Below are 14640 nucleotides of genomic sequence, written 5' to 3'. Positions count from 1 at the left end.
GGACTGGTCCGATGGCCCGTTGCTGGTTCATTCGGTGTGCAGACCGGCAGCCATTATCAGGAAAAATGCAAAACATGCCGCCGTCGGGATCGGCGGCGGCATGTTCTATGATTGGGGTTTGCGCTGATTATTCAGCTTGCCCAGGCCAAATCATGGCCCGGTAAACCGTCTGCCTATGCAGGCGCACGGTCTACCAGCGGCAGTCGCTTCATATATATCTCGGCAATTTCACTCGGTGTGAAAACGGGCGGATGTTTCAAGTTGGATTCAGCATCGCCGTCATCGCCGACACACGCATTGATCGCCGACAACAGGGAATCGGCCAATGGTGCAGGGTCGGTATTTTCAATATCGCCCTTTAACATGAGACTTTGCAGAAAATGCTCGATTTTAAGCCGAAGCGGTTCGTCGATCCGGTGGTGATATTGTTCCTCGATCCAACGAAAAGCGCGCCGGTCTCTGGCCCGCGAGGCTCTGAGTTCGAAGCTTTCGGGCGATAGCAAAACCGCGATTCCCGTCTTGCAGAAATGCCTGAGCATTTTTTCAACCGGCTGATCGAGATCAAATTTTATCTCGGACAGGGCAAGGTCGATCTTCTCAAACAGTTCGAGCCGGGACGCGCAATAAAGCTCTTCCCGATTGGCAAACTGGTTATAGACGGTCCGGCGCGAAACACCGGCTTCGGCAGCGACCGCTTCCATCGCAAATTCATTGAAGCTTTCCGCACGCAGCTTTCTCCGCGCCGCATCCAGAATCAACCGACGGGATGATGCCGGGCGCCAAGCGGAGCCTTCTGCATTTGCATCAAATTTGGGATCTTTCTTTGACTGTACTCGGGTTACCATTTTACGCTCCTGTGTCACTATCAGCCGGGGGGTCGGCCTCTAAAATGCACGAAGCGGGTTACGTAAAATCATGTAAAATATCTCGCGCAATTCTACGAACAGCTACCAAGAAGCGACAAATATTGCCGCAGAACAATAAACGACATGTCTAGCCAAATGAACGACATGCGTTACCCGTTTCGCAGCAAAAAAATCAGCCGCATAAGATTGGCATGGGCATAAGCTGCAGAGCCGTGAGGGGAGGGATATCCTTCCTCCGCTTCCTCCTGCTTGCAGGTTTGGCTATCATTGCGCGCAGGGGCAATTGCCTTTTGTTCAACTGCCTGTCGTTCAATCCAATAAACGTTGCCGTTCAGCCCGTCGTAATAAGGCGGGCGATATCTGTTTCACTTCCGTCGATTTCAGTCTCCATCAGGTTCCGGCTATGCTTCCGATCACTCTACTGATAAGCGATGACGAGCCGCTGGCCATATCGCGTCTGGCAGAGCTTGTTCGCCAAATAGACGACGTGATTTTGGTTGGCGAAGCTACTGATGGTCAGGAAACATTGCAGCTCATCGGCCAACTCAATCCCAATGTTGTCTTGCTGGATATCGAAATGCCGATCTTCGACGGATTTGATGTGATCGAACATCTGTCGGCGTCAATGCAAAAGGACGGAGGCCAGATCCCGCTGATCATCTTCGTGACAGCCTATCCGCAATTTGCTGTCCGCGCATTTGAAACAGGCGCACTGGATTTCATACCCAAACCAGTGCGTTATACGCGTTTGGTGGAGGCGATTGATCGTGCCCGTTCTGCCTATGCAGACCGCGAGGCCCGCCAGCGTCTGGCTCTGCTCGGCAAAACGCTGGATCAACTGAGGCAAGAACGGTCGAGAGTCGTGACCGAAGATCATTATCTGTGGGTTCCGCGCCATGGAGAGATCGTCAGGGTAGACTGCGACAGCATCGACTGGGTGAAGGCGGAAGGCGAATATGTCCGCCTCTATTGCGATCAAAAATCCTATCTCTATCGGCAGATGATAGGCGATTTTGTCGCCAGTAACGCTGCGATCGGATTTTTGCGCGTTCATCGCTCTGCCGCCGTAAATGTGGGACGAATCACGGCCGTTCGCCGGAACAGGAATGGCGGGCGCCTGTTGCGCTTGATTACGGGTGACGAAATTCCTGTGGGCCGAAAATATGCCAAAGATGTGATGGGTATCATCTCGCCCGAGATTGAGTGAAAAATACTTTAAAATGAGGGGTTTGAGGCAAGCTATTCTGGAAAAAACGCTTTGTTTCACAATCACGTAAACCGACCGTTGCTATAAATCTTCATGCATTTGGCAATGTTCAAAATATTGTCATATTTGATTGCTGAACCGCTCTTTGGTCTTATTTGGTTGCCGCTGTAATTAACCAAGGGAGCCAGCAATGCGGCCGAATTTCAAGACCAAAACCTTACGTAAATGCCTTACTTCAGCAGCGATCGTGGCCGTGGCCATCTCTGCCACAAGCGCCAAGGCACAAGATCAGGAAGGCGCAGACAGCGAAGAAATGGCGGATGTCATTGTCGTTACCGGATCACGGATTGCGCGTCCTGACCTTGACAGCGCCAGTCCTGTATCCGTTATCGGATCGGAAGAATTCCAGCTTCAGCAAACAGTAAATGTTGAAGAAGTGCTGAATGATATGCCGCAAGTCATCGCGTCAACAACCGGCACATCAAATAACCCAGGCGGCGGTGTCGCAACGGTCGATCTTCGTGGCTTGGGCATTGAGCGTACGCTGGTGCTGGTCGATGGGCGTCGTTATATTTCATTCGATCCAACACAAACTGTCGATCTCAACACGATACCGTCAGCATTGATCGAACGTGTTGATATCGTAACCGGCGGTGCTTCGGCAGTTTATGGCTCCGATGCTATTGCCGGTGTTGTCAACTTCGTCATGAAAGACGATTTTTCCGGTGCAGAGCTGAATACAAGCTATGAGCTCAGCAGCCGCGGAGATGGTGGTCGCTGGAACATTGATGGCACCATTGGCGGTAATTTTGATGATGGTCGTGGCAATGTCGTGCTTCATGCCGGTTACTATAAGCGCAAGTCCATCTTTGCCGGTGACCGTGATGCGACCGCTGTATCATTCAGTGACGATGGAGCAGGAAACTTGTTCCCCGGTGGTTCGTCATCAATCCCGGGCTTTCGTTTCTCAATCCCTGGTGCCAACCTCGGGGATCCCGGCTTTAACGATCTGGTAGGTTTGCCGGGCTCGACTGCAAGATTTGATGCGGACGGCAATCCAATTGCTTATGATCCTGCTACCGATCTCTACAACTTTGGGCCCGTTAATTATCTTCAGGTGCCTCAGGAACGTTTCACCGTTTATGGTAAGGCGCAATATGAGATAAACGAGAACTTCCAGCCCTATCTCGAAGCGCAGTTCATTAACAACCGCGTCGATACGCAATTGGCTCCTACACCAATTGGAAATAGTACACCATTTGGTGATGGCAGCCTGGGCGAGAACCTTCAGGTCCATGCTTTTTCACCCTTCCTGAGTGCTGACGCTCAGGCGGCGCTGCAGACGTTGGATGCCGATGGTGACGGCTATGTTTCGGTCCCTACATTTGGACGGCGCTTTCTGGAAACTGGTCCCCGTATCAACTCCGATGATCGCAATGCCTTCCGTATTGTTGGCGGCATGAAAGGTACTATTACCGGAAATTGGGAATATGACGGTTATTATTCCTATGCCCGAACGAAAAACTCTCAGGTGCAGCAGGGCAACGTTCAGCTTTCGGCACTTTTGGCTGGCGTTCGGACAGGATTTCTGGATCCCGTTACAGGTCAGGTAAGTGCTACTCCGGTTGCAGGTGGCACATTGGTCTGTGCTGACGCTGGTGCCAGGGCCAATGGATGTGTGCCAATCAATATTTTCGGTCCGAATAACATCAGCGCCGAAGCGGCTGAATATATCTCAATCCAGGCACAGAACCAGCTGGAAGCAGTCACGGAAAATGCCGTATTTGCTGTTACAAACAATGATCTGTTCGATATTGGTGCGGGCCCAATCGGTATCGCACTTGGTGTAGAATGGCGCCGGGAAGAAGCGGAATTCATCCCTGATACATTCCTCGCATCCGGGGACGTTGGCGGATTTAACGCCGGTCAGCCCACAGCAGGCGACTATTCCGTGACGGAATTTTTCGGTGAGATCAATATCCCACTTTTAAGCGGACAACCATTCGCCGAAACACTGGAACTCACTGGTGCTGCGCGTTATTCTGACTATTCGAATGCTGTTGGTAGCGCGTTCACATGGGCAGCTGGTGCTCGCTGGGAACCAATTTCTGGCCTGACATTCCGAGGCAATTATCAAAAAGCAATCCGCGGTCCGAATGTTAATGAACTGTTCGGTGGCCAGACAGTCAGTTTTGACGGTGCCATAGACCCATGTGCTACAGCGGAAGCGGCAACGGGCGCGCTCCGTGATGCATGTATAGCAAACGGGGTTCCTGCAGCCGTAGTTGGCACGGATAGCTATCTGTCCGGCAGTACCTCTTTTCCCGCGCTACAGGGCGGAAACGAGGATTTGACTGAAGAGAAGGCCAAAACATGGACTCTTGGTGCCGCTTTTGTACCTGATTTTATCAGTAATCTTTCGATTACCGTCGATTATTACAATATCACGATCGACGATGCGATTGGTACAGTGGGTGCGCAAAATATTGTGGATGCCTGCCTGAGGTTTAACGATCCTTCATACTGTGCCTTGATAGAACGCTCTTCAACTGGCGAGTTCCAGCGCTTTGTCGACCTCAACTTCAACGCTGCAGAACTGAAAACGCAAGGTATTGATGTTGGCGTCAACTGGCGCGTTCCTCTTGGATTTAGCATTACCGGAGGTGATGAAAGCAGCTTGACGTTCGATTTCAAAGGCTCGCGATTGCTGAAACTGGACTATGTACCAGTGGTTGGTTTGCCAATTGAAAACGAGTGTGCGGGTCGGTTCGGTCGAACATGTTCCGATACCGTAGCCTTTGGCCCAACACCGAAATGGCGTCATAGCATGCGGTCGACCTTCCGAGATGGTCCAGGATTCGTCTCTTTCTTGTGGCGGTATATCGGTTCCAGCCGAGACGATGATGACAACACGCTATATGCTCTCGAAAAGTTGAACGCTAAAAGCTATTTTGACCTGACAATGGGTTATGATGTAAATGACAACCTGTCGTTCGCAGTGGGCGTTGATAATATTTTCGACACCGGGTTCCAGCCAGGTGCTTCAACGCAACAGGGTGGCAACGTCCAGCAGTCCAATACCTATCCAGCCACTTATGATGTGCTAGGTCGCTATTTCTCAGCTTCGGCGAGACTGCGCTTCTAGATTTCGAAGTCACTGAAACTTTATAAAAAGGGCGGCCGGGACACCTGCCGCCCTTTTTTGTTATCATCACCAATAAAATATCGTGGTCAATCAGGGCCGCGAAATCATTCCGCCGTCGAGTGCAATCGTCTGCCCGACCAACCAGGATGACGCCTGTGAGCACAGATAAAGTGCCGTCCCGGCAATATCTTCCGGCGCGCCCATCCGCCCGCGGGGGATTTGTGACAGCGCCATTTTGGTCATCCCGTCATTCTCGACAATCTGCTTCGTCATATTGCTCGGGAAAAATCCGGGGGCAATCGCGTTGACGTTGATGTGATAGGACGCAAGATCCGTGGCCAGATGCTCGGTCAGATGGATCACACCGGATTTACTCGCCGAATAGGCATAGGTCGGCATGCCCGAATTTCGGATGCCGTTGATCGACGCGATATTGATGACCCGCGCCGGATCATCCGCATTGCCCGATGCTTTGAGCAGCGGCAGAAACTTCTGGGTAGCAAAGAATATCGCCTTGATGTTGATATCCATCACCTTGTCCCAGCCTTTTTCGGGAAAATCCTCAATCGGCGCGGCCCAGTTGGCGCCGGCATTGTTGATCAGGATATCGACCTTGCTCTCGCGCGCGCTGACGGCGGCAACAAAATCCTCGATCCCTGCGACATTGGATAGATCGGCTGGAATAGCGATACACTCGCCCAGCTTGGAAAGCTCTTCGGCCATCGCAATCAACCGCTCTTCCTTGCGTGCGGTAATATAGACTTTCGCTCCGTTTTCGACCAATCCCCGCGCCATCATCGCCCCGATACCGCTCGAACCGCCCGAAACAACGGCGACCTTTCCGCTGACATCAAACAGGTTTTTCATATGCTCTCCTTTATCTTTCAGATCAGTCCGCCATCACACAGCAGGGCGCGCTTGTCCACGGATCACGGGTGATTAGATAGCGGCGCGATCATTCCCGGTCCAAATGATCGGCGACAATCAATCGATATCCGATGTCCAGAGTCTCCAATTCCATCAGATGTCCGTACTGTTTGTCCCAATCGCCCGATGCCAGATCCTGTTCAAGCCGGGCCAAGCCATCCGCTGCATTATCGAGCTTGGCAAAAGTCGATATAGCCGACCGGATAGCCGAGTCTAGATAGGCACTTGGGCGCCGCCAATAGGCGCCAAGAAAGCCATCCGTACAATCGCAGGGTATCAGAATATTTTCGATCGCCAATTTACCGAGAATTTTCTCATATGCGCTGATTTTCGGCATGATTGGCTGATCAATTGTGATGATTTCCGGGATATAGTCGGCCAGCCAGAAATAGTCAGAGGCCGGATCAAAGGTCAGTATCACAACCCGATCCTTGGCAACGCGTCGCATCTCGCGCAGCCCGGCATCCAGATCCGTCCAATGATGCACCGTAAGAACAGCCATGACCGCGTCAAACTGATCATCTGCGAAAGGCAGGTTTTCGGCAATGCCCTGATGCGCCTTTGCTGATTCCGGAGGACGTTGCCGGATCATCTCGGCTGACGGTTCCAGTGCGGTAACGTGCCGATCGGCGGGTTCATACGACCCGGTACCGGCGCCGACGTTCAGGACCGATTGCGCGCTCCCAAGTGCATCATGAATTGCTTTGGCTATTCGCGGATCTGGCCGGCGAAGCCCTGCATAACCGATGCCGATCCTGTCATAAAGTGGCCTCATGGGTGCAATTTAGAACGGGATCCGGTGTTGTGCCAGTGTCTTTTGTCCGCTCTTTTTTCTACTAGACGAAAGCTCTCTATAAAATTTTCCAAACTGTTCCCGCATTCCGGATACGGGCCGAAAAGCGGTCAGGATGAGAAAGAAGGAAGGCGCGGTTGCGGGCATGGTCAGCGGACTGGCGTTTACGTTCAGCGATATCGCCTATTGCAAGTTGATCGACTCAATCCGCGTGCCGTGCGGAGCAGCAGAGGCCGCCACGCATGGAGGTGCCGTCTGGAACGATGACAGCGTCATGCAGATAGCAACCTGGCCAGTCTGGTGCCAGACAACCATGCGCATTCCACGCGCGGGCCGATCAGCCAGTCGCCGCAAACGCCGATTCTGAGACTGTCGTTATAATGGGCATCGCTGTCCGAGCTGCCCGAACGGGCATAGCGCCAGCGATGCGCCGATGCGACAAGAGGGGCAGGGATAGTGGTGCCGGACAGCGCAGCAAAGCGGCCTGAAAGGCTAGCGATCACCTGTTCCTGACTGTCTTCTAGATGGTCCACTGACCATTGTGGAGACGCCTGAATTACCCAGCTTTCCGGTCCGGCCCGGCCCGGCTTGTCGGAATTGCGGGCGGCCCATCCGATCACCGGATCATCACGGAAAATGGGTTCTGTCACTTGCAGCGATTGTTCAAAAGCCAGCATCAGGGTCCAGCATGGCGCGGAGACGGTCGCAGCGGCGAGGCCAGCCAATGCCGAGTCCCATGGCGCCAGCAATTCCGCGGCCTGTTCCGCCGGGATGGCGATGATCACCGCGTCGAACAGGGCATCAAGCACTCCCTTGTCACCTTGCAGCTGCCAGCCATCATCGTTCCCGACCAATCCCTCGATCCGTGTCGACCAGCTAACATCATGCGCTGATGCGAGCGCCTTTACCGGTGCGTTCATCGACGGCACCCCGACCCAGGAATCCGCTCCGGCGGCGGGCCAAGGCGCAGCCCATTGCTGTTTTTCCCAATCTTTCACAACCGCCTGAAAAGCCGGATCGCGCGCGGTAAAATATTGCGCGCCATGGTCAAAGCGGACTTCTCCGGCGGGACTGTCCATCCGGCGCGTGGACATGCGGCCACCGGGGCCGCGGGCCTTGTCATAGAGCCAAACCCGATGCCCAGCGGTAACCAGCTCGTCCGCGCAGGCCAGACCGGAAAGACCGGAACCGATGATCGCAATTTTCATAACTAGGTCTTTCAGCCGTATGGCGTTGCAGGATGGGAAAGCGGTATGTTGCCCTGAATCATTTATCAACCATGTGCTGATGAAGCGAAAAAGCAACAATCGGCAGTGATTATATGCCAGGTGGCGAGTATGGAAATATGACCAAAGTTACAGTCTGGTATGATGGCGATTGCCCGCTATGTATCCGCGAAATTGCGTTGATGCGGCGTTTGGACAGGGGAAAGATGATTTCCTTTGTCGATTTGACGCGCTTTGAAGCACCATGTCCGGTAGACCGGCAGTTGATGATGGACCGCTTTCATGCTTCGGAAAATGGCGAGCTATATTCTGGCGCCGCTGCCTTTGCCGCGATGTGGCGCGCGATCCCGCTGCTGCGTCCGCTGGGACTGGCGGCCCGGCGGTCATGGGTGTTAAATCTGATCGAACGGGCCTATCTGCTGTTCCTGCGTTTCAGACCGCGTCTGCAAAAACTGGCCGGCGGAAGGATAAAGAGATGATGAGACCGCAACCCGATCCGGTTGGCGAGGGCCAGGAAAGCGTGTGGGACTATCCCCGCCCGGCGATTGCAGAGCCGAGCCCGTCGCGGATTATGATTGAACATGACGGCGTGACGCTGGCCGACACCAGCCGAAGCATTCGTACGCTCGAAACCAGCCATCCACCTAGCTATTATATCCCGCGCGAGGATATCGCACCCGGCATATTGCGCCGGGCAGAGGGCAGCTCCTTTTGCGAATGGAAAGGCGCGGCGACCTATTGGGATGTCGTTGTCGGTGACACTGTTCTGCCAAGGGTGGGCTGGAGCTATGCCACGCCCAGCGCAACCTTCACCCTCCTTCGCGACCATGTTGCCTTTTATGCCGCGCCGTTTGACCGTTGCAGCGTGGATGGCGAAACCGTCATCCCGCAGCCGGGCGAATTTTACGGTGGCTGGATCACCAGCAAGCTGGCCGGGCCGTTCAAAGGGATTCCCGGAAGCCGGGGTTGGTAAGCTATGGCAGATGATAATAACGACCCCAAGGGCCGCAGCGTTCCGAGCGGGCGACTGTCGCGCTTTGGTCAATTTGGCCGGCTCGCTGGCGGCGTTGCCGGCGGGATGATGGCCGAGGGCGCGCGCCGTCTGGCCAATGGGGAGCGTCCGGCCATGCGCGACATGATGCTGACGCCCGGAAATGTTTCACGCGTGGCGGACCGTCTGTCGCATTTGCGCGGCGCGGCGATGAAGCTGGGGCAGATGATCTCGATGGATGCGGGCGACATGCTGCCGCCGGAATTGTCCGAGATCATGGCCCGGCTGCGCCAGAACGCGCACCGCATGCCGCCGCAGCAGTTGCAACAGGTGCTCGCGGAGCATTGGGGCAAGGACTGGCGCAAGCGCTTTGCCCGCTTTGGCGCGACCCCGATTGCTGCCGCGTCGATCGGACAGGTGCACCGCGCCTCGCCGCCCGATGGCCGCGATCTGGCGATCAAGGTGCAATATCCCGGTGTGCGCGAAAGCATTGATGCCGATGTCGATAATGTCGCGACCCTGCTGCGCATATCCAACCTCCTGCCCAAGGAGCTCGACATCGCGCCGCTGCTGACCGAGGCGAAAAAGCAATTGCATGAAGAGGCCGACTATGTCCGCGAAGGCAAATATCTGACGCTGTTCGGGGACATGCTGGCGGGCTCGCCCGATTATGTTATCCCCGTCCTCGACGAGGAATTTACCACCGGTCAGGTGCTGGCGATGAGCTTTGTTGCGGGCAAGGCGATCGAGACGCTGGAGGACGCGCCGCAGGACACCCGCAACACAGCAATGGGCCTGCTGTTCCAGCTGGTCCTGCGCGAGATATTCGAATTTGGCGTGATCCAGTCCGACCCCAATTTCGCCAATTACCGCTATCAGCCGGAGACGGGCAAGCTCGTGCTGCTCGACTTCGGGGCGACGCGGCCGGTGACGCCGGCCATTACCGAAGCCTATCGCCGCCTGATCCAGGCCGCGTTTCAGGGGGACCGCGACGCAGTTGCAGAGGCCGCGCTGGCGGCGGGCTTTGTCGGCGAAGCGGCGATGACCAGACACCGCGCGCGGATCGACACCATGATCGACATCATCCTTGGCGAGCTTAACCGCCCCGGCCTGTTTGACTTTAGCGACCGGCGCTTTGTCGCCGCGCTCACCGAACAGGGGATGGCGGTCGCCGCCGACCGGGCGACCTGGCATATCCCGCCGACCGACCTGCTGTTCATTCAGCGCAAGATCAGCGGCATGGCCATGCTCGCCGCGCGGCTGAAGGCGAAGATCGATGTCCGCGCGATGGTCGGCGAGCATCTGGACATTGCCCCCGCCCCGGCGCCATAAACCGCGCCTATTCCCGGCCGCATTCCCCTCGCTGGTCCGCCCCCTTGCTTTCCGCCACCCCGCCGGGATATTCGGCGAGAAACGCTGCCTTGGCCGCTTCAAATTTTTCCGGGGACAGCCATTTGAACTTTTCGGGCAGCATCACCCGCCCGCCCGCGACAAAGCGCTGGACCGCCTCGACCACTTCGTCGGTCATGCCCTCATTGGTGCGCAGGTTGATGTTGCGGCTGCCCATCTCGCTGATCCGCTCGCTGATCGCCTTGAGCTTTTCCTCCAGCCTGTCCTTGGGCGCGCCCGGCGCCGGTTCAGGCGTGGCGAGCCATTGGGGATAGACCTTTTGGCCCCCGATCATGGTGGGCTCATCCACATCGACAGGCTGACTGGCCATAGGGAGCAGCCGCTGCGCTGCCGCACCCGTCGCCCCACCGGCCACCTCACCGGCATCCACATCCGCCCGCACATCCGTCCCCGAACCTGCCGGCGCAAAGCGCCCCTGCGCGTCGCGGCCCGCGCCGTTGGTGTCATGCTGATAGAGCAGGCGCAGCAGGTCATTGGCATATTTGGTGCGCTTGCCGACCACCTTGCCATAATACCAGACATCCTCCTCTACGCCCTCCACCGCGCGCTGCCACGTGACTTCGCCAATGGTCGTCTCTGCCCGGCGCAGCGCGAGGGCCCAGCGTTCGGCAAAGGCCTTGCTGCGCCTGCGATGGCGATAGGCGCTGTTCCAGCTGATCCCCGCCATGCGGCTGGCGTCGCGCACGCAGCGCGTCTTGGCCAGCGATTCAATAAAAATATTCTGCCTCTCCGCCGTCCAGCCATCATGGCGCACTCTATAGGGGCGCTCCGGCGGCGGCTCCTGCGCCGCGGGGACGGGAAGATTGGAATCATGGGGGGTGTCATCTGCCATGGCTGCGGCCCTTTCGTTCTTCTTTTGTTCCTTTGATTCGGGCCGGTGTATCAAAGACTGGGGGTTGTAGGAAAGGGGGTTTGTCGGTGTATATTGCGCAAAACCTTTTTGAGACCTGTTAAAAGGTTATCAATGTCTGAGGTGGGTCAAAAAAGTTTCGAAGGAAGCAAGTCGCGGACGTACATTTTTGGGATACTTATTGTGTAGTCCTTCAGGGACAACCAACTGAACACCTTCTTCCTCCATTTCGGAAAACTGGTTTTCGGAAACACCTTCCTGCAGTGTGAGCAAATGCAGCGTCGGGATCCGGTCCCGGTCGACCTCGTTCCTGATCTGTCTCCAGCGGTCCTTGCAGGTTGTTTTGGCGGCGAGCATTGTTAAACTTCCAGCCGGAAAAGTATCATCAAGATATGCATCTTTCGATGGAAAAAGAAAATCCGGTCGTTTGCCATGAATCTCGACATTCCATGCAAAATCCCGATCCTGCTCAAAACCTTCTTCCCTTAGAATTTCAATAGTATGATATTCTAGCGATTTTCCTGAACGGCTCTTTCGGCTTTGCAGGACGGTATTAGCCAAACTTACAAAATCGTCCATTTTGTCGAAGCCACTTTTTATCTGATCGAGATAAAATTCCTGTTCAACACTTTTGAATATTTCATATTCGCAATCGCGGCGTCTAAGCAGTCGGGTGTCAACATTGGTGGCGGTGGCAGGTCGTAATTCAATCGTTTTTTTAACAATCTCTCTTCCTGTCGGAAATTTTATCAACCAGTCATCGGGAATTTGGTCAGGTGTCAGCCAACAGCTTCCATGCGGTTTGATCTGTTTAGAAAATAGGTCACCTTGTATAGCCGCCATGCCCGGACGCCAAATGACATATTCACCCGGTTCAACTGGCCCCAGCCTTTCCTCAAACAAATCAGACTGGACTTCGTCATCGCAAACCCAGCAATGACAAATCCATTGCGTGTCACTGCTATTTCGAACAAACGCAAATATGGTAAGCGTGCCTGTACTTTCTGGATTCAGCACAGCAGACTCTATCCCGCCAAAACGTGTAAAACGGCTTTCATTACGTGTTTTCTGATTGTACCAAACCGCTCTTATCTGACGGTGCGAGAGTTCGGAAATATGAGAATCTAGATGGAATTCGAAAACTGTATCTGGGTTTTTTTCTTCAGGGCGATTCATTTCGGGGAACATTTCAAACAGAAATTCTTTTGCTATGTATGGACCGGCCTGATTTGCCTTAGTCGCCAGCGTATCATTTGCGGCAAGGCGCTTGGCATACCAGACCACTCCTTCACGCCCGAACATGTCTATCCAGTCTGTTAAGTCAGCAACCGCCATAGTCATTCCCTCTGATTTCGAGACGACTGTTATCGCCCTTAAGCCATTCGGCAATCTTTCTGATCCAGTCGGCAACTTCGAGCGACGTTTTCCCCTTTATCGCACATTCCCAAATATCGAGCACCCGCCACCCATGATTATTAAGTGCTGTTCTGGTTCTTGCGTCCCGCATCCTGTTACCTTCAATTTTAGCCCGCCAGAATTCGGTTCTGGTTCCTGGTAACCGGAACAAGTGGCAGTCATGGCCATGCCAGAAACATCCATTGACAAAAATCACGGCATTGTATTTTGGCAGTTTGAGGTCTGGCTTGCCTGGAAGGTCTTTTGCATGAAGGGAATATCTAAAACCCAAACTGTGTAGGGCCTTCCTGACTTGTAATTCAGGTTTGGTGTTCTTGCCTCCGATACCTGCCATCATTCGGCTACGAACCTGCGGTGAAACAATATCAGGCAACAGCCTTCTTTCCGGTCTCGGTGCCTGCCTTGATATGGCTTTCCATACATTTAGCTACAGCCTTTACAGTTGGTACGACCACTGAATTACCAAACTGTTTATATGCCTGTGTGTCCGAGACAGGAATGGAAAAGTCGCTCTTGCCCGGTTCGTCAAATCCCATCAGTCTTGCACATTCACGCGGTGTCAGCCGACGCGGCCTTTGCCCTTCCTGCTGTATGAGAATTTCCGATCCATCCTTGTAATATCTGGCTGACAGAGTTCTTGCGACATCATCAGGACCAAACAGTCCGAAACCAAAGCCGTTGCCCTTTGCCCGGTGTTTGGCCGCATAACCTTGCAAATATGTCCACAGCTTTTCTGAAAGTGTATATTTTTCCAGAACATGGGCGATGTTACCCCCAGTATATCTCTGCTCGATGACTTCACTACCGTCTTCAGGATGCAGGACCGCAGCAAGCTTCGGACCGTCCATTACGTCGGGGATTTCAATATTATCGAAGCTGAAGTCCACATCATCACGGAAACCGGCAATAAAGATCCGTTCTCTATTTTGTGGAACCCAACTTTTGCCGTTTATCACTTTCCAATCGACATGATAGTTAAGCTGGTTTTCGAGAACATCACGAATGACGCGGAAGGTATGTCCTTTATCATGATTCACGAGATTCTTGACGTTTTCCAGCAGAAAAGCCTTCGGCCTGTGATGCTTTATTATTTCAGCGACATTATAAAATAAGGTTCCCTGTGCATCACAGGCAAAACCATGAGGTCGGTTGAGTGCATTTTTCTTAGAAACCCCAGCTATGGAAAACGGCTGGCAGGGAAACCCTGCCAGAAGAACATCATGCTCTGGTATGTCATCCATTTTGACCTCACGGATGTCACCGGCAATTTCATGATCGTCAAGCGGATTGTTAGCCCGATATGTTTCGCGGGCAAATCGATCCCACTCACAAGTAAATATGCACTTGCCGTTGATTGCCTCAAAACCTTTTCGCAGGCCACCTATCCCTGCAAAGAGATCTATGAACGTAAAGTCGTGGTTCTCATTGCCAGGGGCTGCACGATGCTTACGAAGCCGTCTAAGCATTTCGAGGACAGGAGCTTTGGGGAAGCACTCTTCGTTCTCCCAGCGATAAATCTGGCGTTCGCTTTGCTGAAGCAAAAGAGCCGCTTCTGCCTTGCTCAATCCAGCCTGTTTTCGCAGTCTTGAAAATTCGGACATACAGATACTCCCTGGGTCATTTTTTGCCGTTGTGACACAATGAGTCCGCTAGAACAAGAGTAGAACATAAGATTTTCGCCATTTGTCTGTGATAGTCTTTTTCCTCTGTCTAAAGTCCTTTTTGTTTAGGTCGGAAAACTCGGTTCAATATTCAACAATATCCTCACCTCACATAGTACCCTTCCCCAAATCCAACAGTTGGGCTAAA

The 14640-nt window shown here is 53.9% G+C and carries 13 protein-coding genes; 5 read left to right on the top strand and 8 right to left on the bottom strand.

What is annotated here, in order from left to right; genetic code table 11:
• Positions 1-173 precede the first annotated feature (173 nt).
• Complete coding sequence (locus ACO6S1_RS03775; RefSeq protein ID WP_422345000.1) at positions 174-845, bottom strand: TetR/AcrR family transcriptional regulator; 672 nt, start codon at positions 843-845, stop codon at positions 174-176.
• 424 nt (positions 846-1269) lie between these two features.
• On the opposite strand from ACO6S1_RS03775, the gene ACO6S1_RS03770 reads away from it, so the two are divergent.
• Entirely contained in the window at positions 1270-2073 is an 804-nt protein-coding gene (locus ACO6S1_RS03770) for a LytR/AlgR family response regulator transcription factor (RefSeq protein ID WP_422344999.1), read from the top strand.
• Between the two features lie 190 nt (positions 2074-2263).
• Positions 2264-5218 carry a TonB-dependent receptor gene (locus ACO6S1_RS03765; protein WP_422344998.1) on the top strand — a complete coding sequence of 985 codons (2955 nt, stop codon included), beginning with the start codon at positions 2264-2266 and terminating at the stop codon, positions 5216-5218.
• Between the two features lie 90 nt (positions 5219-5308).
• Here ACO6S1_RS03765 and ACO6S1_RS03760 read toward each other — a convergent pair whose 3' ends face one another.
• From ACO6S1_RS03760 to ACO6S1_RS03750, 3 genes are all read right to left on the bottom strand, one after another.
• Positions 5309-6085 carry a glucose 1-dehydrogenase gene (locus tag ACO6S1_RS03760; protein WP_422344997.1) on the bottom strand — a complete coding sequence of 259 codons (777 nt, stop codon included), beginning with the start codon at positions 6083-6085 and terminating at the stop codon, positions 5309-5311.
• Between the two features lie 88 nt (positions 6086-6173).
• Complete coding sequence (locus ACO6S1_RS03755; protein ID WP_422344996.1) at positions 6174-6920, bottom strand: class I SAM-dependent methyltransferase; 747 nt, start codon at positions 6918-6920, stop codon at positions 6174-6176.
• 290 nt (positions 6921-7210) lie between these two features.
• Positions 7211-8146 (bottom strand): NAD(P)/FAD-dependent oxidoreductase, encoded by a 936-nt coding sequence (locus tag ACO6S1_RS03750; protein ID WP_422344995.1) that lies wholly within the window; start codon positions 8144-8146, stop codon positions 7211-7213.
• Between the two features lie 137 nt (positions 8147-8283).
• Between ACO6S1_RS03750 and ACO6S1_RS03745 the strand changes: the two genes are divergently transcribed.
• The 3 genes from ACO6S1_RS03745 to ACO6S1_RS03735 are packed head-to-tail and all read left to right on the top strand — an operon-like array spanning position 8284 to position 10487.
• The gene (locus ACO6S1_RS03745) at positions 8284-8643 is read left to right on the top strand and encodes a thiol-disulfide oxidoreductase DCC family protein (protein WP_422344994.1); all 360 of its coding nucleotides are present in this window, start codon (positions 8284-8286) and stop codon (positions 8641-8643) included.
• Positions 8643-9137: a DUF427 domain-containing protein gene (locus ACO6S1_RS03740; protein WP_422346129.1), complete on the top strand. Its 495-nt coding sequence runs from the start codon at positions 8643-8645 to the stop codon at positions 9135-9137. Before ACO6S1_RS03745 ends, ACO6S1_RS03740 begins: the two co-directional genes overlap by 1 nt.
• 3 nt (positions 9138-9140) lie before the next feature.
• Positions 9141-10487, top strand: a complete 1347-nt coding sequence (locus ACO6S1_RS03735) for an ABC1 kinase family protein (RefSeq protein ID WP_422344993.1) — start codon at positions 9141-9143, stop codon at positions 10485-10487.
• A gap of 7 nt (positions 10488-10494) precedes the next feature.
• Here ACO6S1_RS03735 and ACO6S1_RS03730 read toward each other — a convergent pair whose 3' ends face one another.
• The 4 genes from ACO6S1_RS03730 to dcm form a co-directional block, all read right to left on the bottom strand.
• Entirely contained in the window at positions 10495-11397 is a 903-nt protein-coding gene (locus ACO6S1_RS03730) for a hypothetical protein (protein ID WP_422344992.1), read from the bottom strand.
• A 129-nt stretch (positions 11398-11526) separates the two neighbouring features.
• A complete protein-coding gene (locus ACO6S1_RS03725; protein ID WP_422344991.1) occupies positions 11527-12750 on the bottom strand; it encodes a type II restriction endonuclease in 1224 nt (407 codons plus the stop codon).
• A complete protein-coding gene (locus ACO6S1_RS03720; protein ID WP_422344990.1) occupies positions 12737-13204 on the bottom strand; it encodes a very short patch repair endonuclease in 468 nt (155 codons plus the stop codon). The genes ACO6S1_RS03725 and ACO6S1_RS03720 overlap by 14 nt, the downstream gene beginning before the upstream one ends.
• Positions 13197-14432 (bottom strand): DNA (cytosine-5-)-methyltransferase, encoded by a 1236-nt coding sequence (gene dcm, locus ACO6S1_RS03715; protein ID WP_422344989.1) that lies wholly within the window; start codon positions 14430-14432, stop codon positions 13197-13199. The genes ACO6S1_RS03720 and dcm overlap by 8 nt, the downstream gene beginning before the upstream one ends.
• Positions 14433-14640 lie beyond the last annotated feature (208 nt).

Source organism: Parasphingorhabdus sp. (assembly GCF_965233695.1).
Taxonomy (GTDB): domain Bacteria; phylum Pseudomonadota; class Alphaproteobacteria; order Sphingomonadales; family Sphingomonadaceae; genus Parasphingorhabdus.
The sequence above is the reverse complement of the archived record's forward strand: the minus strand, read 5'-3'. Positions and strand labels throughout refer to the sequence as shown.

What these genes read in the sequence shown, in the direction of transcription:
- ACO6S1_RS03775 (WP_422345000.1), bottom strand. Translation starts at nt 845, where the DNA reads ATGGTAACCCGAGTACAGTCAAAGAAAGATCCCAAATTTGATGCAAAT.
- ACO6S1_RS03770 (WP_422344999.1), top strand. Translation starts at nt 1,270, where the DNA reads ATGCTTCCGATCACTCTACTGATAAGCGATGACGAGCCGCTGGCCATA.
- ACO6S1_RS03765 (WP_422344998.1), top strand. Translation starts at nt 2,264, where the DNA reads ATGCGGCCGAATTTCAAGACCAAAACCTTACGTAAATGCCTTACTTCA.
- ACO6S1_RS03760 (WP_422344997.1), bottom strand. Translation starts at nt 6,085, where the DNA reads ATGAAAAACCTGTTTGATGTCAGCGGAAAGGTCGCCGTTGTTTCGGGC.
- ACO6S1_RS03755 (WP_422344996.1), bottom strand. Translation starts at nt 6,920, where the DNA reads ATGAGGCCACTTTATGACAGGATCGGCATCGGTTATGCAGGGCTTCGC.
- ACO6S1_RS03750 (WP_422344995.1), bottom strand. Translation starts at nt 8,146, where the DNA reads ATGAAAATTGCGATCATCGGTTCCGGTCTTTCCGGTCTGGCCTGCGCG.
- ACO6S1_RS03745 (WP_422344994.1), top strand. Translation starts at nt 8,284, where the DNA reads ATGACCAAAGTTACAGTCTGGTATGATGGCGATTGCCCGCTATGTATC.
- ACO6S1_RS03740 (WP_422346129.1), top strand. Translation starts at nt 8,643, where the DNA reads ATGAGACCGCAACCCGATCCGGTTGGCGAGGGCCAGGAAAGCGTGTGG.
- ACO6S1_RS03735 (WP_422344993.1), top strand. Translation starts at nt 9,141, where the DNA reads ATGGCAGATGATAATAACGACCCCAAGGGCCGCAGCGTTCCGAGCGGG.
- ACO6S1_RS03730 (WP_422344992.1), bottom strand. Translation starts at nt 11,397, where the DNA reads ATGGCAGATGACACCCCCCATGATTCCAATCTTCCCGTCCCCGCGGCG.
- ACO6S1_RS03725 (WP_422344991.1), bottom strand. Translation starts at nt 12,750, where the DNA reads ATGGCGGTTGCTGACTTAACAGACTGGATAGACATGTTCGGGCGTGAA.
- dcm (WP_422344989.1), bottom strand. Translation starts at nt 14,432, where the DNA reads ATGTCCGAATTTTCAAGACTGCGAAAACAGGCTGGATTGAGCAAGGCA.